Annotated in this window: 22 protein-coding genes; 9 read left to right on the top strand and 13 right to left on the bottom strand. The window is 26.5% G+C overall.

All coding sequences use genetic code 11. From position 1 onward, the window contains the following. Nucleotides 1-26: 26 nt before the first annotated feature. Nucleotides 27-1,814 carry an ABC-F family ATP-binding cassette domain-containing protein gene (locus tag AELL_RS08710; protein WP_118917572.1) on the top strand — a complete coding sequence of 596 codons (1,788 nt, stop codon included), beginning with the start codon at nt 27-29 and terminating at the stop codon, nt 1,812-1,814. Here the strand turns inward: AELL_RS08710 and AELL_RS08705 are convergent. The 8 genes from AELL_RS08705 to AELL_RS08670 form a co-directional block, all read right to left on the bottom strand. Beyond that, entirely contained in the window at nt 1,811-2,620 is an 810-nt protein-coding gene (locus AELL_RS08705) for a DUF234 domain-containing protein (protein ID WP_226805972.1), read from the bottom strand. The two genes, AELL_RS08710 and AELL_RS08705, sit on opposite strands and share 4 nt — an antisense overlap. Nucleotides 2,621-2,701: 81 nt before the next feature. After that, entirely contained in the window at nt 2,702-3,151 is a 450-nt protein-coding gene (locus AELL_RS08700) for a YaiI/YqxD family protein (protein WP_118917570.1), read from the bottom strand. Continuing rightward, nucleotides 3,148-4,464, bottom strand: a complete 1,317-nt coding sequence (locus tag AELL_RS08695; RefSeq protein ID WP_118917569.1) for a murein hydrolase activator EnvC family protein — start codon at nt 4,462-4,464, stop codon at nt 3,148-3,150. Before AELL_RS08695 ends, AELL_RS08700 begins: the two co-directional genes overlap by 4 nt. After that, nucleotides 4,457-5,275, bottom strand: a complete 819-nt coding sequence (locus AELL_RS08690; protein ID WP_118917568.1) for an FtsX-like permease family protein — start codon at nt 5,273-5,275, stop codon at nt 4,457-4,459. Before AELL_RS08690 ends, AELL_RS08695 begins: the two co-directional genes overlap by 8 nt. Further along, complete coding sequence (locus tag AELL_RS08685) at nt 5,262-5,924, bottom strand: cell division ATP-binding protein FtsE (protein WP_118917567.1); 663 nt, start codon at nt 5,922-5,924, stop codon at nt 5,262-5,264. Before AELL_RS08685 ends, AELL_RS08690 begins: the two co-directional genes overlap by 14 nt. Then, the gene (trmB, locus tag AELL_RS08680; protein WP_118917566.1) at nt 5,921-7,114 is read right to left on the bottom strand and encodes a tRNA (guanosine(46)-N7)-methyltransferase TrmB; all 1,194 of its coding nucleotides are present in this window, start codon (nt 7,112-7,114) and stop codon (nt 5,921-5,923) included. Before trmB ends, AELL_RS08685 begins: the two co-directional genes overlap by 4 nt. Before the next feature lie 14 nt (nt 7,115-7,128). Next, on the bottom strand, nt 7,129-8,409 hold the full coding sequence (locus AELL_RS08675; protein ID WP_226805971.1) for a fibronectin type III domain-containing protein: 1,281 nt from the start codon (nt 8,407-8,409) through the stop codon (nt 7,129-7,131). Then, nucleotides 8,357-9,343 (bottom strand): RluA family pseudouridine synthase, encoded by a 987-nt coding sequence (locus AELL_RS08670; protein WP_118917565.1) that lies wholly within the window; start codon nt 9,341-9,343, stop codon nt 8,357-8,359. Before AELL_RS08670 ends, AELL_RS08675 begins: the two co-directional genes overlap by 53 nt. Before the next feature lie 19 nt (nt 9,344-9,362). Between AELL_RS08670 and AELL_RS08665 the strand changes: the two genes are divergently transcribed. Then, complete coding sequence (locus AELL_RS08665; protein WP_118917564.1) at nt 9,363-10,469, top strand: FtsW/RodA/SpoVE family cell cycle protein; 1,107 nt, start codon at nt 9,363-9,365, stop codon at nt 10,467-10,469. Between the two features lie 25 nt (nt 10,470-10,494). On the opposite strand, the gene AELL_RS08660 is transcribed toward AELL_RS08665, so the two are convergent. Then, nucleotides 10,495-11,196, bottom strand: coding sequence for a hypothetical protein (locus tag AELL_RS08660; protein WP_118917563.1), 702 nt, complete (start codon nt 11,194-11,196; stop codon nt 10,495-10,497). 8 nt (nt 11,197-11,204) lie between these two features. After that, nucleotides 11,205-11,972, bottom strand: a complete 768-nt coding sequence (locus AELL_RS08655; protein ID WP_118917562.1) for an energy transducer TonB — start codon at nt 11,970-11,972, stop codon at nt 11,205-11,207. Between the two features lie 51 nt (nt 11,973-12,023). On the opposite strand from AELL_RS08655, the gene hemL reads away from it, so the two are divergent. The 4 genes from hemL to AELL_RS08635 are packed head-to-tail and all read left to right on the top strand — an operon-like array spanning nt 12,024 to nt 14,514. After that, complete coding sequence (hemL, locus tag AELL_RS08650) at nt 12,024-13,307, top strand: glutamate-1-semialdehyde 2,1-aminomutase (RefSeq protein WP_118917561.1); 1,284 nt, start codon at nt 12,024-12,026, stop codon at nt 13,305-13,307. Nucleotides 13,308-13,349: 42 nt separating this feature from the next. Then, nucleotides 13,350-13,667: a pyrimidine/purine nucleoside phosphorylase gene (gene ppnP, locus AELL_RS08645; RefSeq protein WP_118917560.1), complete on the top strand. Its 318-nt coding sequence runs from the start codon at nt 13,350-13,352 to the stop codon at nt 13,665-13,667. After that, nucleotides 13,668-13,979 carry an AtpZ/AtpI family protein gene (locus AELL_RS08640; protein WP_118917559.1) on the top strand — a complete coding sequence of 104 codons (312 nt, stop codon included), beginning with the start codon at nt 13,668-13,670 and terminating at the stop codon, nt 13,977-13,979. Then, nucleotides 13,963-14,514 (top strand): hypothetical protein, encoded by a 552-nt coding sequence (locus tag AELL_RS08635; RefSeq protein ID WP_226805970.1) that lies wholly within the window; start codon nt 13,963-13,965, stop codon nt 14,512-14,514. The genes AELL_RS08640 and AELL_RS08635 overlap by 17 nt, the downstream gene beginning before the upstream one ends. Before the next feature lie 8 nt (nt 14,515-14,522). Here AELL_RS08635 and AELL_RS08630 read toward each other — a convergent pair whose 3' ends face one another. Then, on the bottom strand, nt 14,523-15,203 hold the full coding sequence (locus tag AELL_RS08630) for a hypothetical protein (RefSeq protein WP_118917557.1): 681 nt from the start codon (nt 15,201-15,203) through the stop codon (nt 14,523-14,525). A 4-nt stretch (nt 15,204-15,207) separates the two neighbouring features. Continuing rightward, complete coding sequence (gene rpoD, locus AELL_RS08625) at nt 15,208-17,094, bottom strand: RNA polymerase sigma factor RpoD (protein ID WP_118917556.1); 1,887 nt, start codon at nt 17,092-17,094, stop codon at nt 15,208-15,210. 176 nt (nt 17,095-17,270) lie between these two features. On the opposite strand from rpoD, the gene AELL_RS08620 reads away from it, so the two are divergent. The 3 genes from AELL_RS08620 to AELL_RS08610 are packed head-to-tail and all read left to right on the top strand — an operon-like array spanning nt 17,271 to nt 19,811. Further along, nucleotides 17,271-17,771: a 3-isopropylmalate dehydratase small subunit gene (locus AELL_RS08620; protein WP_118917555.1), complete on the top strand. Its 501-nt coding sequence runs from the start codon at nt 17,271-17,273 to the stop codon at nt 17,769-17,771. Beyond that, nucleotides 17,771-18,838 (top strand): 3-isopropylmalate dehydrogenase, encoded by a 1,068-nt coding sequence (gene leuB / locus AELL_RS08615; RefSeq protein WP_118917554.1) that lies wholly within the window; start codon nt 17,771-17,773, stop codon nt 18,836-18,838. Before AELL_RS08620 ends, leuB begins: the two co-directional genes overlap by 1 nt. 43 nt (nt 18,839-18,881) lie before the next feature. Continuing rightward, nucleotides 18,882-19,811 carry a DHHA1 domain-containing protein gene (locus AELL_RS08610; protein ID WP_118917553.1) on the top strand — a complete coding sequence of 310 codons (930 nt, stop codon included), beginning with the start codon at nt 18,882-18,884 and terminating at the stop codon, nt 19,809-19,811. A 9-nt stretch (nt 19,812-19,820) separates the two neighbouring features. On the opposite strand, the gene AELL_RS08605 is transcribed toward AELL_RS08610, so the two are convergent. Further along, on the bottom strand, nt 19,821-20,183 hold the full coding sequence (locus AELL_RS08605; protein ID WP_228255502.1) for an HIT family protein: 363 nt from the start codon (nt 20,181-20,183) through the stop codon (nt 19,821-19,823). Nucleotides 20,184-20,371 lie beyond the last annotated feature (188 nt).

The following is a 20,371-nucleotide window of genomic DNA, read 5'->3' as shown; positions in this document are numbered from 1 at the left end:
AAATATAATACAATAAAAGAAGAATTATGATAGAACTTGTAAATATATCAAAAAGTTATCCAACAAATGACCTTTACAGTAATTTAGATTTAAGATTAAATGCTGGAAATAAAGTTGGACTTGTAGGAAGAAATGGAAGTGGAAAATCAACACTTTTTAAATTGATTCTAGGTGAAGAACAACCAGATAGTGGAGAAATTGCACTTCCAAAAAACTATAAAATTGGTGCTTTAAAGCAATATTTTGATTTTACAGAAAAGACTTTGTTAGAAGAGACAGCTCTTGCTTTAGGTGAAGATGATAAATATAACATCTATAAAGCTGAAAAGATTTTATTTGGACTTGGGTTTACTGAAAGTGATTTAGAAAAAGCTCCAAAAGAATTTTCAGGTGGTTATCAAATTAGAATTAACTTAGCAAAACTTCTTTTAACAGAACCAAATATGCTTTTACTTGATGAGCCTACAAACTACTTGGATATCTTATCTATTAGATGGTTAAAAGCATTTTTAAAATCTTTTGAGGGAGAAGTAATTCTTATCACTCACGATAGAGATTTCATGGATAGTGTTTGTACACATACAATGGGAATTATTAGAAAAAGTGCTTTTATGGTTCAAGGAAGCACACATAAATTTTATGAACTTTTAGCTTCAAATGAAGAACATTATGAAAAACAAAAAATAGCTCAAGAGAAAAAAATCAAAGAGCTTGAAGAGTTTATTGCTAAAAATAAAGCAAGAGCAGCAACTGCAACTTTAGCTCAATCAAAAGTAAAAATTCTAGAAAAAATGGAAGTTATGGAAGACTTACAATATGATTCAAGTTTAGAATTTAACTTCAATTATAAAGATACAGCAGCTAAATTTTTACTTGAAGTAAAAGATGTAAGTTTTGGATATACACCTGATAATCTTTTATTTAAAAATATCTCTTTTGCATTAAGTAAAGGTGAAACTCTTGGAATCATAGGAAAAAATGGTAAAGGTAAATCAACTTTACTAAATGTAATTGCAGGAGAATTAAAAGCTTTAACTGGAACTATTGATTATCATACAAGTACAGTTTTTGGACACTTTGGGCAAACAAATATTTCACACTTAAATAAGAACAATACAATTATGGATGAAATTCACTCTACAAATGTAAAACTTCCAGAGTCAACTATTAGAGGAATTGCTGGATTGATGATGTTTAGTGGTGATAATGCTAAAAAGAAAATTTCACTTCTATCAGGGGGAGAAAAAAGTAGGGTAATGCTTGGAAAAATCATAGCAAAAGATGTAAACTTACTTTTCCTAGATGAGCCTACAAACCACCTTGATATGGATTCTATTGATGCACTTACAAATGCAATTAAAGCTTTTGAAGGTTCTTGTATTATTGTAACTCACAGTGAAGATTTATTAAGAGCTGTTTGTGATAGATTGATTGTATTTACAAATGATGGAGCTGACTATTTCAATGGAACTTATGATGAATTCTTAGAAAAAATTGGTTGGGAAGAGGATGAAACTGTTGAAAAGAAAAAAGTTGAAAAACCAAAAGTAAATAAAAAAGAGAGCAAAAAATTAAGAGCTGCGATTGTTTCTGAAAAAAGTAAAGCAACAGCACCACTTAAAAAACAGATGCAAGAGTTAGAAGAAGAGATTGCTAAACTTGAAGATGCACTTGAAGATGCAAGAGTAAAACTTTCAAGAGATATTCCTAAAATTGAAAAAGAGATTGAACAAAAATTTGAATTACTTGAAGCAACTCAATTCAAACTCGATGATATGAATAAAGAGTTTGAAAGAAGAATGAACGAGGTTTAAGCTAATAATAGCTTAAAGCTCTTTGGCGTAAATAGTCTTAAGGAATCACTTTTTAGTGATTTTAACTCATTTGAAAAGCCATTTTTACTAAAGATTACAAAAATATCTACATTTAAACCAGCACCTTTACAATCATCCATTAGTCTATTTAACTCATTTTTTTTGATTTTAGAGTTTATATATTTGCAATTACCAGCTATGATTTTTCCACTTGTTGTTTTTGCAACTAAATCAATTTCTCTTTTTTCATCCCAATATTTTCCAAACTGTTTTATATGGTCTTCACTTAATAAATCTCTGATAAATTCCATTGATAATTCTTCAAATACAAAGTTTCCAAATTCAGCTTGTTTATTTTCAAAAAGAGTGTAAAACTCTTCATAGTTTTTCTCTTTTATACCTTTATATATTGGAGAAACAAAAGCAAACCAAAATCTCAAAAAAGGTGTAGTAAATAGAAGTTTTCTTGCAACCTTATCATCACCTCTTTTATTTGCTAGATGATGTTGAGAAGATTCAATTTCAATAATTCCTCTTTCAACTAATTTTTCAACACATTTAGAACCCTCTTCAAAACTAACAAATGCTCTTTTAAAAGAAGAGTTAGTTCTTCTATCTCCTTGAGCTATTCCTGTTAAAACTGCATGGTCAACTTTATAACCACCTGTTAAATTATGAATTTCATTTCTTAATTGTAAATAGTTATTTAAAATATGTTGTTCTATTAGTTCTAGTAATGGTTTTGTTGTATCTATTTTTATATCATAGCCACCAAATACTATAAAATATTGAACAGCTTTTTCCATATCTGTGATGTTATTTTCTTTACAAAAAATTCTAAATTGATTTTTTGTTGATTGGTCTATTAAAATTATGGTAAATCCTTATTATTTGTAATTTTTTTGCAAAAAAGCATTAAATGAATTTGCAAATTGTTGGGCATCTTTTTGACTAAAAGGAGCTGGACCTTTTGTCATCTCTCCACTATCTCTTATCTCTTGCATTAAATTTCTAATTGCAAGATACTGTTTTATATTATCTGGCGTATAAGTTGCACCTCTATGGTCTATTGCATGGGCATTCTTTTGTATTGTTCTATCAGCTAGTGGAATATCTGCTGTTATTACAAGGTCATTTTCTTGCAACATTTCAACTATTTTATCATCTGCTTCATCTTGTTTTGTATCAACAATTATATATTTTATATAATTAGAAGTGCCTATATTGATTTTTTTATTTGCAATCACAATTGTATCTATTTTTTGTTTTTCAATTGCTCTTAATACTATTGGTTTTAACAAATTTGGAAAAGCATCACCATCTATAAAAAGTTTCATATTTTAAACAAATCTTTTGGATCAATATGGGATGAATCTTTTGTTACTTGGAACATTAAACTATCATCAACCCTTCCAACAACATATCCTTGTTTTATCCATTTTCCTACAACTAAAGTTGGCGAGATTTCATCTAAATGTGAATAAATAGTATGTAATCCACCTTCATGTTGAATTATTACAACATTATCAAGCATACCTGCATTCTTTTTGGCATAAACAACTTTTCCATTTAAAACAGAAACAACTTTTGATTGAGGTTCTGTACTTTTTAAAACAATTGATTCATTAAATAGTTTTATTTTATAAATTGGGTCATAATATGTTCCAAAATTTTTAACTACTTTAAATGATTTTAATGGAGCAATACTTTTTGCACCAGTATATCTTACTATTTTAATACCATCAGTTGAAGAACCAATTTTTCTTACATCAAGATTTAGATTTTTTGCATATTTTTGGTTTCTTACTTCTGATGTTTGAATTTCATTTTCATCTGTTTGTTCTTCTTGTGGTGAAGATGTTTTATTCTTATTATTTAAAAGAGCTTGTAATTTTTGTTTTTTCTCTTCCTCTTCTCTTGCAGCTATTTTTTTCTCTTCTTCTTCTTTTAAAATATTTAATTCAGAAAGTAAACTTTTTAAAGATTCTTGTTGTTTAACAACTTTATTTAACTCTTGTTGATAAGCTTTATGTTGTTCTTCAAGATTTGATAAAGAGCTTGAATGTTTTTGTTTTAAACTTGTCAATTTATCTTTTGTTTTTTGTCTATCTTGAATATAAGAAGAGATTTTTTCAATATCTTTTTGATTAGTTTTTGTATTGTTATAAACAGCATTATATGTACTATTTAATTTTGTAACTTTTTCTTTTGAATGTTCTGATAATAAAGTATAAATTTCATTATCAATTAACTCTTGTAAAGAGTTTTCAGAAGCTAATTTAAGTGCCATAGAAATTGAAAACTCTTCTATAATTGTGTCAACAATTTGTTCTTCACTTGAACTTTTTTCTTTTATTAGTTGAGTTGATTTAGATTGTAACTCTTCAAGTTTTGTTTTTGAATCTTCAAGTAATTTTTGATGTTGTTCAATATCTTCATTAACTTGTTTTATATCTTTTTCAATACTCATAATATTTGTATTTTGAGCTTCTATTTTATCAGCAAGTTCTTTTATTTTTAGATTAGTTGTCTCTTCTTTTTGTGTAGTATTGTTTAGTATCTCTTTATTTTGTTTAATTTTTTTGTCAATATTAGAAGCGGCAAGAATTAGATTGCTTGTTAAAAATAAAATAAAAAATATCTTAGTCATTTGTAATCTTATATTTTAATAATACTCCAAAAATTGTGAAAATAGAGATACAAAAAGATAATAAAAATATTTTTAGTAACTCTAATGGTAAATTTATTTGTATATCTATAATATCGTGTAACTCTAAAGGAAATAAAACTTCCATATTATTTGAAACATAATATAAAAAACATGTTGTTATTAAAAAGGCTAAAAATGAACTAAGTAGTGCATAATTTAATATTGAAGAAGCACTATATAAAATAGAAGCACCATGTAGCCTTAAAATAGATATTTTTATATGTTGTTCATGGAACCATAATTTTATCTGTTTAGCAATAATAATAATTGCAAAAAGAGTAATTATAAAAAATAAAATAAATGAAACACTATTTAATAAAAGTAGTAATAGATATACTTGATTATGGTTTTTATAAAAAACTTCAACTTTTTTAATATTTTTATTTTGTAATAAAGTTTGTTTAATCTCTTCTAATTCACTACTTGTTGGAAATATTTCTAAGTAGATTTGATAAAAATTTGGAAGTTTTTGTTTTAACAATTCAATAGAATTATCAGATAAATTAGTTTTTATATTATCAATAATTTTATCATTTGGTAAAGCTTGAATTCTTTCTACTTTTATTCCTGCAAGTTCATTTATATTATCTTTTTCAATTGGAGCAGTTGTAACAATCACTATTGAATAATCTCTTGAGATTTGAGTTTTATAATTATCAACTACATTACTTATTAACAAATAAATAGAAAATGCAATAAGCATAGATAATAATGGAATTAAAAAAGCAAATATATTTTTAAGAAACTTCATAAATAATTCCATCCTCAATAGATAGTTGTCTAAACTTAATCCCTAAATTCTTTGGAACTCTATGAGTTACAACTACAACTGTAATTCCAAGTTGCTCATTCGCACCTTTTAGTAAATTCCACACAACTTCAGCAGAATAATCATCAAGATTTCCAGTTGGTTCATCAGCAATTATAATTTTTGGATTATGAGCAAGTGCACGTGCCACAGCAACTCTTTGTTGCTCTCCACCACTTAATTCATTTGGATAATATCCTGCACGATGTGTAAGTCTTACATGGGCTAAAAGTTTGTTGGCTTGGTCTCTTGAAACTTCGTGAGAATAACCATTGATTTTAAGTGGAATCATAATATTTTCTTCAATAGTAAACTCATTTACAAGTTTATAATCTTGAAAAATAATACCAATATCTTTTCTTAAAAGTCTTAGTTTTTTACCTTTTATTCCAAAAACTTCTTGATTTTCAATTTTTAAGCTTCCATGTTTTAAAGGAATATCACCATAAAATGATTTTAATAAAGTTGATTTCCCACTACCTGAGTTTCCCCCAATAAAGATAAACTCTTTAGGTTTTATGGCAAAATTTCCTTTTTTTATAATATATTTATTATCATCATAAGTTAGGTAAATATTCTTAGCTTCTATCATTTACTTAAAATCTCTTTTAATTTTTTATGTGCATTTATATTTGAACTTGTAGGAAGGGGATCCCCTTGATAATATTTAATTTCTCCATTTTCCACAAGTAAATATTTAGTAACAGGTCTATCAAAATTTCCCATTGTAATTTTTATTAGTCCAGAATTATCTTTATTTTCAATTGTATATATCTCTTCAACATGAATAAAATATCCATTTTCAATAAGTGATTTAGTTGGAATTGTTTTTATTGTTTTATAAAAATCAATTTTAAAATCAAATGAAAAATCATAATCTAAATTTATATTTTCATCTTCATTCCAAGCTTCTAAAACTACATCATAGATATTTTTACCTTGTTTTTTCCATCTATCTTCATATTTACTAGAAACTGCTAAATCTTTATTAATATCAATAGTTATTCTTCCTTTTGGAAGATTCGTTAAAACTTGCGTACAAAAGTCAAAATATTTTCTACTATCTGTTCTAAGCTCTAAAGTTCCACCAATTTTTAAAACTCTTAATGCTTCATTTACAAACTCATTTGAGTAAATTCTTCTATGAGGTTTTTTATCCCAAGGAACAGGGAAATGTACAAAGATTTTTCCAACTTTATTTGATTCAATAAATTCCATAAATAATCTTGCATCATAATTTACAACTAAAACATTTGTAATATTTTGAAGTTCAAGTTGTTTTAGAAGTTGTTCAATTGATGGATAATGAATTTCAAGACCAATAAATTGAACATCTGGATTTGTTTTTGCTTGATGTAAAAGATGTCTTCCACTTCCAAAACCAATCTCTATTTGAATCTCTTTGTCTGTTTTAAAATCGCTAACAAAATAGTTGATATCTTTTAGATATTCATGTTTTGTCTCTTTTTTTACTTGAAGATTATTTGTATTTGAAAATAATACATTTGCTTCATTTATATTTACATAAGCATTTAAAGCATTTTTTACAAGAGTTACTGGTGATAATCTTGTAACTTTATCTGCTTTTATCATAAAGTTCTCATCTTTAGGTTTTAAAGATAATAAAAACTCTTTTCCTTGGTTTATAACAGCAACTCTATATTCTGTTTTTCTCTCTTTTTGAGTAAAGTTATATGATTTAGCAATAAACTTAAACTCAACATCATCTAAATTTGATGGTATATTAATTAACTCTTTTCTTTCAAATACTATATGTGGCATTTAATCTTTTCTTATTATTTTGAATTTGTTTTTGGAATTGTTAATGATGCTTCATTTGTTTTTTCTGATACTAATCCAAACTCATCATTTGCTTGAACTGTATATTTATATTCTACTCCACTTACAATATCTGTATCTTCAAATCTCGTATCACTAATATTATTAAATTTTACTTCTTTATATTCAAAGAAATTTTGTTTTATTTTTTTCACAACGTTATACGAAACAGCTCTATTATCTCCAGCTTTCCAATTTAAAATAGCTCTATTATTTTGAATTTGCGCAAGAGTTAATACTGGTTTTGCAGGTTTTGGTAAACTTATTCCTTTTGTAGGATTTACATCAAAAGAACTCTCTAAACCATCTTTCCCTACAGCAATAACTTTATAATAATAAACTCTTCCATCATCGTCTGTTTTATCTGTATATTCAAGAACATTTGAATTTACAGTTCCAACTTTTTTATATCCAAAAGATGTATAAACACTTCTATGAATATCGTATTTTATAATATCTTGTGTTTGTGAAGCATCCCAAGCTAAAAATATTTTTTTAGGAATATTATTTGATGCTCTTATATTAGATGGTCTAATTGGAAGAGGTTTTGTTTTAGCTACCACTGGTTTTGAAGTTGCTGATTCAACATCATTAAATGTAAATGCTTTTACTCTATATTTGTAAGCTGTATTATTTTCTAAACCTGTATCAATATATTCAACTGATAATCTTTGATTTATAGTTTTTAAATAAATCCATTCATTTAAAGTTGTATTGAATTTTTCAATTCTATAGTATTGAACTCTTGGGTCTGGATGTGGTCTCCAAATGATTTTTATTCTATTTGGTAAATCAGAAATTGCTTGAACAAACTCAACTGCAGGAAGTCTTTGTAATGTTTGTACTATATACGCATCAGTTGTAGGAGATTCACTTCCATCTGCTAATCTTGCAGATATTTGGTAAGCATATTTTGTATTTGGCTCTAAATCTTTATCAACATAGTGTGTAGCATATCTGTTATCAATTGATTTTATAAGTCTTAAAGTTTTTCCATCTTTTTGTAAATCCATTCGATAAAAGTTATATCCTACAACTTTTGGGTCGTTTGATCTTTGCCATTCAAATCCAATTGAAGTCATATCTGGAATAGATTTTATAGAATTAAAATCTACAGTTTCAACTGAGTTATTAATTTTAGGTTTTGTTGGTGTATTTAGATTATCAAGTATATTATTACAACCACTAAATAGAAAAAGTAAAACTGCTAATGATGTAATTTTCATCAATTTTATCATCAATATTCTCCTTTTGGAAATTGTTATTTAAAAAATTATTTATGTCTTCTGGTAAATTTGCTTTGAAACTCATTTGCTTATTTGTTATAGGATGAGTTAAATAAAGATAATAAGCATGCAAATAAAATCTATTTATTTTATTTAATTCGCCCTTAAAACCATATAAATTATCTCCAAGTATATGCCTATTTATCGAACTTAAGTGAACTCTAATTTGATGAGTTCTTCCTGTAAATAGTTTACATGCAATTAATTCAAATTTTTCATTATCACTTAAAGCAATTTTTGAAAAAGCTGACTTTGCAAATCTACCATTTTCTTCAATTGACATTTTTAATCTATTATTTGGATTTCTTCCAATAGGTTTTTCAATAATTGTATTTTCTTTTAATGGCATATCAATTATTGCAAGATAATATCTTCCCATAGATTTTTCTTCAAGTTGTTTTGATAATCCAACATGAGCTTCATTTGTTTTTGCAACTACCATAACACCACTTGTACCTTTATCAAGTCTATGAACAATTCCGTGTCTTTCTTCTCCACTTATTGTTGAAAGTGAAATATTTTTTAATTTTAGCCAATCAACTAAAGTTGCATCTTTTACACTTGGTGCATCATGAACTGTAAGATTGTAAGGTTTATTTATTACAAGAATATATTCATCTTCATAAATTATTTCTACCTCTTTATTTTCTAAAGAGTTTATAATAAACTCTTCATCTTTAGTTGTATTAAATTCAGCTTCTGGAAAATGAACATCAATTACTTGATTTTCTTTTAATTTTAAACCTGTTTTGCTAACTATTTTACCATCTACTTTTACGTACTCTTTTTTAATTAGTTGTTCTATTTGATTTCTTGAAGCTTCAATTTTTGAAGCTAAAAATTTATCTAGTCTATTTGTTTCAAAAACAATAAAATTTTTATCCATATTTAGATACTCTTTCACTATGCGTTTATTTGATAAAAGAATTATTTCACATTTTGATTATTTGTTAATAATATTTGTTTTACCTTTGATATTCTTATCATACCATTTAATTAGTGAAACAAACGAACTATTGGCCAATAAACAATTGGTATATTTTACAATTTCTATATTTGTATTTTTTTTAGTTTTTATGTTACCTATTAGAAAAAGATTAAGATTAGTACCAACTTTATATTGGATAGGAATAATTTTATTAATTGCAGTAGAGTTTATTGGAATCTCTAAATTAGGTGCTAAAAGATGGATATATATTCCTGGACTTGGTACAACAATTCAACCATCAGAACTAATCAAACCTGTATTTATTTTAATGTTAGGTTATTTAATACAACATAAGCCACCTCCTAAAAATGGTTATAATTTAAAAGATTTTATATATTTTTCATTTTATATTTTATTACCATTTTTTCTAATTGCAATAGAACCTGATTTAGGGACAGCATTAGTTTTACTTTTTGTTGGATATGGAATATTATTTTTAGTAGGGGTAAATTGGAAGATTTGGGCTTCAATCGTTTTAGTAATAGGTATCTCTTCACCTTTTATTTATACCTATTTAATTAAAGATTATCAGAAAAAAAGAATTACAGATTTTATTTCTGAAAAACCAAGTTACCATGTTCAACAATCAATTATAGCTATTGGTTCAGGTGGACTTACTGGAAAAGAGAGTGAAGAAGCTACACAAACTCAGTTAAAATTTTTACCAATTGCAACAAGTGATTTTATTTTTGCTTATTTTGTAGAAAGATATGGTTTTTTAGGTGCTTTAGGATTAATCTTTTTATATTTATTGATTATTTTACATCTATTATCAATGAACTATTTTTTTAAAGATGATTATGTCATTAGAGCCTTTGCTTCAGGGCTAGGGCTTTTGATATTTTTTAATATGAGTATAAATATTTTGATGGTAATTGGTTTTGCTCCAGTTGTTGGACTTCCTTTACCACTGTTTTCCTATGGGGGAAGTTCTTTTATAAATTTTATTGTGACATTTGCTATATTAGAGAATTTATTAGCATTTAGATATATGAATTTATATAATTATGAAAGAAAGTTATAAGAAGTAAATAGAGTTAAATCTCTATTTATACCCCTTGTTGTTTTAATAAACTATTTACAATATCTAAATCATAAATAGATTCTCCACAATCCTCTTTTTTAGTCTGTATATCAAGTAATTCTTCATCATTTTCATTTGTATATTTATAGGCTAAAATGTAATCTTTTTTTAATAGTGCTAAAGTTGTTTCACTTTCACAAAGAGAATCTTTAATTTGTTTTGTAAACATATTTTTTGTTTTTTCATTACTCAAATCTATCCCAAATAGAGTATATTTATAAAAAATACTTTTTTCTTTTTTATAAATATCAATTAAAACACTATTTAAGTCAACTTGAATAGGTAAATTTTGTTTAAAATCTTCAATATCTTTTTCTATATAATAATCTTCTAAAAAATAGTATTTATAAGTTTCAACAAAAAATGCAATAGAAAAAAATAGATTTAAAGTTACTATTGTTTTTGCAGAAAATGACCAAAATTTCGAACCTTGATATTTATTTGCACTTTTAAAAGTTATGAAAAATACAAATATTGAATATGATAAAATTAAAAAATATATAAAGAGTTCTAAATAGATATTTTTATTGTTAAATTGAAATCCAACTTGCATAAATGTTTCTATACAAACAGATATAAAAATAAACCATAACCAAAAAATAACAACTAATGGAACATCTCCATTTATTAATTTACTTAAATAAATTCTAATTCTTTCTAAAATCATTAATTTTCCTAAAATAGTCTATAAAATACTTTAAATCTTAATTTTGTTGTAGTTGTTGGTTTTGGATAATCTTTATATGCAATTTCAATTAATTCTAAAGTATATTCGTCAAGTACAGCGTAACTTGAAGAGTTTATAATTTTTAAATCTGTAATACTTCCATCAGGATGAAACATAAATTCAACAATATTTATTCCACCAATTTTAAGTTTGGCTGCAAGTTTTGGATAACCTAATCTATCTAAAACTCTTTGGGTAATAACTTGAAAATTATTAAGATTTTTTTCTAAATATGCTTTTTGAACTTTTGTAAAAGTTTGATACTCTTCTCCATATAATTTTTCTAGTTCTGTTAATATCTCTTTATTTACTGGCTCTTTTTGTGATAAAAAATTCTCTAAAGTTTTTTCTTGTAAAGAGTTTTCATTTTTTACAATTTGTTCTTTTAATAGATTATCTTGAAGTTTTTTTGCTTTTTCAAAATTTACTTCTTTTTTTCTTTCAACTTTTTTTTCTATATTTTTAACTAAAGGTTTAGTCTCTTTTATCTCTTTTTTTACTGCCTCATTTTTTTTAATCTCAACAGGTTTTTCAATTGGTTCAATTTTTGCTTCAGCAATTTCTTGTTTTTTAATTTTGACAAATTTTACATCAGATTTTTTTTCTACAAGTTCATTATTTGAATTATTTTTTGCTAATTCATCATTCTTGTATTTTTTCAAAAAAAGTAAATGTAAAGATATTGAAATAATAAAAGCTAGGATAATAATTTTCATAAGCGGGATTATAGTACAATTCCGCTAATAAATGATTAATTAGGAATGTGAATGTTTGAAAAATCAATAAAAGCTTATGAAGAAGCTTGTAAAGTAATACCAGGAGGGGTTGATTCACCTGTTCGTGCTTTCAAAAGTGTAGGGGGGACACCACCTTTTATTCAAAAAGGTGAAGGAGCATATTTATATGATATAGATGGAAATAAATACTTAGATTTTGTTCAAAGTTGGGGACCTTTAATATTTGGTCATTGTGATAAAGATATTGAAGAAGCTGTTATAAAAACTGTAAAAAATGGATTGTCATTTGGAGCACCAACAGAACTTGAAACACAATTAGCAAATGAAATTGTTGAAATGTACGATAATATCGACAAAGTTAGATTTGTAAGTTCTGGTACAGAAGCTACAATGTCTGCAATTAGATTAGCACGTGGTGTTACAGGTAAAAATGATATCATCAAATTTGAAGGTTGTTATCATGGACATTCGGATTCTCTTTTAGTACAAGCAGGTTCTGGAATGGCAACATTTGGAGCTCCAAGTAGTCCAGGTGTTCCAGCTGATTTAACAAAACATACTTTAGTTTGTGAATATAACAATATTGAAAACTTAAAAAAATGTTTTGAAGATAGCTCTGATATTGCTTGTATTATTATAGAACCAATTGCTGGAAATATGGGATTAGTTCCTGCAACTGAAGAGTTTTTAGCAACTTGTAGAGAATTATGTGATAAATATGGTGCACTTCTAATTTTTGATGAAGTTATGTCAGGATTTAGAGCAAGTTTAAAAGGTGCAAGTGGAATTTTAAAAACTCAAGGTGATATTATCACATTTGGAAAAGTAATAGGTGCTGGTATGCCAGTTGGTGCTTTTGCTGCAAGTAGAGAAATTATGGGACATTTGTCACCTGAAGGTAAAGTTTATCAAGCTGGAACTTTAAGTGGTAATCCAGTTGCTATGGCTGCTGGATTAGTAAGTCTTAGAAAATTAAAAGCAAATTCAGAACTAATTTATGCTGATTTAAGTGCGAAAGCTAATAAATTAGTAAATGGTTTAAAAGATATAGCAACAAAATATAATATTCCTATGCAAGTAGATACAAGAGGAAGTATGTTTGGATTTTTCTTTTGTGAAAAAGCTCCAAAAAATTTTGCTGAAGTAGGGCTTTGTGATTTTAAAAGATTTGCAACATTCCATCATGAAATGTTAAAAAAAGGTTTTTATTTCGCTTGTTCTCAATACGAAACTGGTTTTATTTGTACAACAATTACAAATGAAGATATAGATGCATGCTTAAATGCTGCAGATGAAATTATGAAAAACTTATAAGAACAACTAAAAAAAATTTAATATTAAAAAAAAGGAAAAAAAATGCCAACAATTAAAAATGTAGAATTAACAAAAAAAGCGAATATCTATTTCGATGGAAAAGTTACAAGTAGAAGTTTTGTAGATGAAAATGGAGTTAAAAAAACTTTAGGTATTATGATGCCAGGTGAATACACTTTTGGAACAAAAGATGCAGAACATATGGAAATTATTGCAGGAAAAGTGGAAGTTTTAGTTGCTTGTGGTGATAGTAATTGGGAAACTTATAGTGCAGGTGAATATTTTGAAGTTCCTGCAAATTGTTCTTTTGATATAAAAGTATTAGAAATAACTGATTATTGTTGTACATTTATTGGATAAATGATGCAAGAAGAACTAGAAGAAAAACCAAAACATCAAGATAAAATAGCTGCTTTAGATAATCTATCTTTAGGAATTTCTATTGTAGCAGCTATATTAATTGGTTTTGGTATAGGATATGGTTTAAAACAATTAACTGGATATACTTGGACTTTATGGCTTGGAATTGCATGGGGAATATTTGCTGCTGGTTTAAATGTTTATAAAGCATATAAAAGAGCTCAAAAAGTGTATGAAGGATTAGAAAATGATCCAAGATATGCTCATAGGGCAAAATATGGAGATAAATCTTTTGATGAAGATGAAAATTAATCAAGAGATTATAAAATTTGCAAAGGTTTTTATTTTTTTAAATCTTTGCATTTTTATTTATGCACTAATTTTTCAAGATAAATTATGGCTTTTAAATACTCAAGTTGCTTTTTTTTCATCTTTGTTTATTACTATTGCTTCTTTTATTTCTTACAAAAAAAATATTGAAAATAGATTATCAAATTTAGATTTATCACAAACTTCTAAAACTGAAGATAGAGATAAAATAGATGAAATTGATGATCCTTATGATTTATATAGTGAATATGAAGAAGTTCCAGAAACAGAATTAACACCTGAAAAAATTAAAGAAATAATTAATGATGAAAAATCAAAAGTAAAAAGAAATACTTTTAAAAATACATTATTTGCTACAGGTGGATTTTTATCTATTTATAGAGTTTTAGGTTATGGGTTATTGATTTTTGGTTTTTTTGCTTTAAATAATAATAAAATATTTATACCAATAGCTTTTATCGTAGGATTAGGAATTGTTCCTATTGGAGTTTTAATTTCAAAGCTAATCAAAAAATAGCTTTGAAATTATAAAATTAGAGGTAAGTCGATAGTCACTTTATTTTCATCTGCTGTTAATATAAAAGAGTGATTATCTTTTAAATTTATTTTTGAAAATTCATTATTTTCATCAGATGTGATTTCAATACTAATTAAAGAGTATTTTTTCCCATCAATTTTGATATATTCTCCAATTTTTAATAAAATTGAACATGATACGTTTTTACTTTCACTAAATGCTTCAAAAATCTGATTTAATGTTTTTATAAATGCACTTGCATCGAGTTTAAATTCTGGAATAGAAGGGTCGTAATTTTTTGTAAAATTAATATTTGTTTTAATTTTACTTGTAGAAATTGCTAAATCCACCAATGTAAAAATATTTGTTGTATTAATATTTTTAATATTTAGTTTTGATTCTTTTTTAACCATTGCACTTTTATAAAGTTTCATATGAATTTCATCTTCATTTTCATACATAACAGTTATTGCATAAAAAGTGTAATTTTTAATAGTTAAATCAATATAAGAAGTTAATGCTCCAAATGTTTTTGGAGCATAAGTTAATGCTAAATCAAATAGTTCTTTAGGTTTAATTCTATTCAATAAAAACTGTGCTTCTGAATTAGAATATAAAATTTTAGAACTAGATGAAAAAGAAAGTACAGGATTTAAGTCTAATTCAACCCATTCTTCGAAAAAACTCATATTATTAACTTTCTACGTAATTTTTAAGATTTTTACCAACTTTTGGATGCTTTAACTTTTTAATAGCACTTGATTCAATTTGTCTAACTCTCTCTCTTGTAACAGAAAGTTCTTTTCCAATCTCTTCTAATGTTCTATCACTTGCATCTTCCATAAGACCAAATCTCATTCTAATAACAGCTTGTTCTCTTTCATTTAATTGACCTAAAATTTGATCAATTTGACCTTGTAAATCTTCTTTCATGATATTATCAACTGGTGTTGGAGCTTTTTCATCAGGAACAAAATCTCCAAATTTACCATCATCATCACTTCCAATAGGAGCTTCTAAAGATACTGGCTCTTTAGTGATTTTGATAACTTGTTTAACTTTATCAACAGGAAGTCCAACTTCTTTTGCGATTTCATCCACATCAGGCTCTCTTCCATTTTCTTGAATACCTTTTCTGATGATCTTATTAATTCTATTAATAGTTTCAATCATATGAATTGGAATTCTAATAGTTCTAGCTTGGTCTGCAATTGCTCTTGAAATAGCTTGTCTAATCCACCATGTTGCATAAGTAGAGAATTTATAACCTTTTTTGTATTCAAACTTATCAACAGCTTTCATAAGACCAATGTTTCCTTCTTGAATTAAATCAAGGAAAGGTAAACCTCTATTTGTATATCTTTTTGCAATAGATACAACAAGTCTAAGATTTGATTTTGCCATTCTTGTTTTAGAAGTATCCGTAATTTGTTTACCTCTTTTAATTTGTTCAAGAACGTCTTTTAACTCTTCAGGAGTTAAATCAAATCCACCTTTTGAAGCTTCTGCTGTTTGGAACAGTTTTTTAATTTCCATATATGTAGAAACCATTGTAGCTTCTGGAACCATAGATGTAATTTGTGCTTTTGATAAATTAACAATATTATCTAAAATCTTTTTGTGATTTTTTAATAAAGTTTCATTAAATAGAGGTAACTTATACTCTAATCTTTTTAATTCACTTTCAAAACCAGTATCAGATTTAAGTGCAGTTTCCATTGCTTTTACGATTTCAGTAATTAATTTAGAAGTTGGACCTAAATCTAATAAAGCTTCTTTTAAAATTTTCTTTTTAAAAGCAACAGCTAAATTAAAAGTCATTTGATCTGTTTCATCATCAGATTTCGCAGTCTCTTTAACTTGGAATTTAAGCCAATCTTTTTTAGCTTTTTCTAAATTTTTAAATGCTTCAATAATAGTTTGAGCTCTTTTATCAAGCTTTTTCTGTTTTTTTCCGCTATTTTTTTCTTCATCAGAATCATTATCTTCTTCGTCTAAATCTTCATCTAAATCTTCATCTAATTCTTCATCTTCTTCTTCAGCTTCTGAATCTTCGTCATCATCAAAGTTTTTAAATAACTCTTTTACTTTTCTTTCTCTATTTACTAAAGGTTCTTTGTACTCTAAAATAAAATCAATCAAATAAGGTACATAACAAATAGCATCAAGAATAATATCTTCACCAGTTTCAATTTTTTTAGAGATTTCAACTTCTTCTTCTTTTGTTAAAAGAGGAATTTGCCCCATTTCTCTAAGATACATTCTAACTGGAGAATCAGATCTTGACCATTCAAGTAGTTCTTTGTTTTTTAATAAATCGTAAACGTCATCTTCGTTTTCAATTAATTTTTCTCTTAATTCTTTTCTTTTTTTAGCTTCTTCAGCATTCATTCTTTTTGCTTGTTCTTGAGAACTAATTACAGTTACATTATATAATTGTATTAATGCTAAAAGTTTTTTGATGTTTGGACCTGAAGGTGCTTTAGGAAAGATTTTAATAATTTTCTCATATGTAAGCACAGAGTCTTTATACTCTTTTACCAATTGCTCGATAGTTTTATTTATATCTTTTACGCTCATTGTGTTAGGAAATCCTCTTTATTAAGATGGTCGGATATTATACCCAAATTAGTTAAACATCTTATTAAAAAAAGTAGATTTAAACAAATATTACTAAAAAATTGGCTAAAATGCATTTTTTTCGAAAATATTTTATTTAATGAATTTGAAATTTATTGAATACAAGGACATATATTATGAGTAAAATTACTGGAAAAGTGTGGAATTTTGGAGCAAATATCGATACAGACGTTATCATAGCTGCACGTTACTTAAATAGTTCAGACCCTGAACATTTAGCAAAATATGTAATGGAAGATGCAGATCCTGAATTTCCAAAAAAATTACAAAGAGGTGACATTATTGTTGCTGGAGAGAATTTTGGATGTGGTTCAAGTAGAGAACATGCACCAATCGCATTAAAAGCTGCTGGTGTTGCTGCTGTTGTTGCACCTTCATTTGCAAGAATTTTTTATAGAAATGCATTTAACATGGGATTACCTATATTTGAATTACCTGAATCTTTAGAAATAAAAGAGGGTGAAGAGATCTCTATTGATTTAGATAAGGGTGAAATTACAAATAATACTACTAATAAAACATATAAATTTATTCCAATTCCTCCATTTATGCAAGAGTTAATTGCAAGTGGTGGATTAATAAATTATGCAATTGAAGAAATGAAAAAGGCTAATTAATGAAAAACTATAATATATCAATAATCAAAGGTGATGGGATAGGTCCAGAAATTGTTGATGAAGCAATAAAAGTATTAAACGCAGCTGCAAAAAAATGTGATTTTGAATTAAATTATAAAGAATACCTAATGGGTGGAATTGCTATTGATACTACTGGTGTTCCACTTCCAGCGGAAACTGTTGATGGAGTTTTAAACTCTGATGCTTGTTTGTTTGGTGCAATTGGTGGAGAAAAATGGGATACACTTCCTAGAGAATTAAGACCAGAAACTGGATTATTAAAATTCAGAGAAGAAATGGGTGTATACGCAAACTTAAGACCTGCAATTATTTATGACGAATTAGTAAATGCATCAACTTTAAAACCTGAAGTAATTCAAGGTGTTGATATTATGATTGTAAGAGAATTAATTGGTGGAATCTATTTTGGAAAACCAAGAGAGAATGATGGATTTAAAGCATTTAATACAATGGTTTATACAAAACCAGAAATAATTAGAATTGGTAAAACAGCATTTGAACTTGCAAGAAAAAGAGATAAAAGAGTTTGTTCTGTTGATAAAGCAAATGTTTTAGAAGTTTCTCAACTTTGGAGAGATACTATGAACGAATTAGCAAAAGATTACCCAGATGTTGAATTAACTCATATGTATGTAGATAACGCAGCAATGCAACTTGTAAGAAACCCAAAACAATTTGATGTTATCGTAACAGGAAATATCTTTGGTGATATTCTTTCAGATACAGCTTCAATGGTAGTTGGTTCAATTGGATTACTTCCAAGTGCTTCAACAGGAGATAAAACAGCAATATATGAACCAATACATGGCTCAGCACCAGATATAGCAGGAATGGGAATAGCAAATCCAATAGCAACAATCGTAAGTGCAGCAATGATGCTAAGATACTCTTTAAATGAAGTAAAAGCAGCAGATATGATAGAAGAAGCAATAAAAGCAGTATTAAAAGATGGATATAGAACAAAAGATTTAGCAGCATTTGATGCAAAAGAGGTGTTAAATACAACTGCTATGGGTGATATTATAGTTAAATATATAAATAAATAATTTTTTATGATAAAATAGAAAATTATAATTTTAGGATTTAGATATGAATGAAAAAAAATATAGATTAGTTACTAGAAGCGATATGGATGGTTTAGTTTGTGGTACTTTACTTAAATATTTGAATATTATTGATGAAATAGCTTTTGTTCATCCAAAAGATATGCAAGATGGAAAAGTTCAAATTACAAAAGATGATATTACTACAAATCTTCCATACGTTGATGGAGTATTTTTAGCTTTTGATCACCATTTTTCTGAAACATTAAGAAATGAAAAAAAAGATAATCATATAATAAATCCTAATGCACCAAGTGCAGCACAAGTTGTTTATGAATATTATGGAGGAGATGAAGTTTTCCCTGGATATTTTACAGCTATGATGAATGGTGCAAATAAAGCAGATTCAGCTGATTTTGATATTGATGATATTTTAAAACCAAGAGGATGGGCACTACTTAGTTTTTTAATGGATTCAAGAACAGGTCTTGGAAGATTTAGAGATTTTAGAATTTCAAATTATCAATTAATGATGGATTTAATAGAGTATTGTGCAAGACACAATATAGATGAAATTTTAGATTTACCAGATATTAAAGAAAGAATAGATTTATATTTTAAATATGAAGAGAATTTTAAAGAGCAATTAAAAAGATGTACAAAAGTTGTTGGAAATCTTTTAATTATTGATTATAGATATGAAGAGATAATTTATCCTGGAAATAGATTTATGGTATATGCTATGCATCCAGAACAAAATATCTCTATTCATGTTGTTTGGGGTAAAGATAAACAAAATATCGTATTTAGTACTGGAAAATCAATTATCAATAAATCTTCAAATACAAATGTTGGTGAATTAATGCTTAAATACAATGGTGGTGGACATAAAGCTGCTGGTGGATGTCAAATTGATACAGATAAAGCAGAAGTTGTATTAGAAGAGTTAATCGCTAAAATAAATCAAGATGGATAAAAAAGAAGTTTAAAACTTCTTTTTTATTATTTCATAAAAATCGTCAAAAAAGGGTAGGTTTAGATTTGCTTCTCTTTGTTTTTTTCCCCACATTGGTTCAGGGAAAAATGAATCCTCTTTAAATCTTGCCATAATATGAAAATGAACATGAGGAACATAGTTCCCAAAAGATGCAATATTTATCTTTTCTGGTTTAAAATAAGATATCATCTCTTTTTCAATTAAATCTAAATATTTCCAAATCTCTTTTTTAGTATTTTCATCACAATGTGAAAATTCTTTTATTGGTTCATTTGTAAATATTTTTAGCCATGGAATTTCAGATGGTTCAATCTCTATTTTTATTAAATCATTTTTAAAAAGTAGTGACAAAATAAATCCTTTCTTTATCATATAATATTACGTAATATTATAATAAATATGATTAAATAGTTATTCTTTTATATATTCAACTTCTTTTAAGTAAAAATTAATTATAATCCGAATCCATTTTTTCAATCATTGAGGAAGTTTTTATAAAATATACATGTTTTATTTTATAAAGAGTTGGTAAAAGCTTA

This window comes from Arcobacter ellisii (assembly GCF_003544915.1).
GTDB classification, from domain to species: Bacteria; Campylobacterota; Campylobacteria; order Campylobacterales; family Arcobacteraceae; genus Aliarcobacter; species Aliarcobacter ellisii.
Note: the sequence above shows the minus strand (reverse complement) of the source record. Positions and strands in the feature narration are given on the sequence as shown.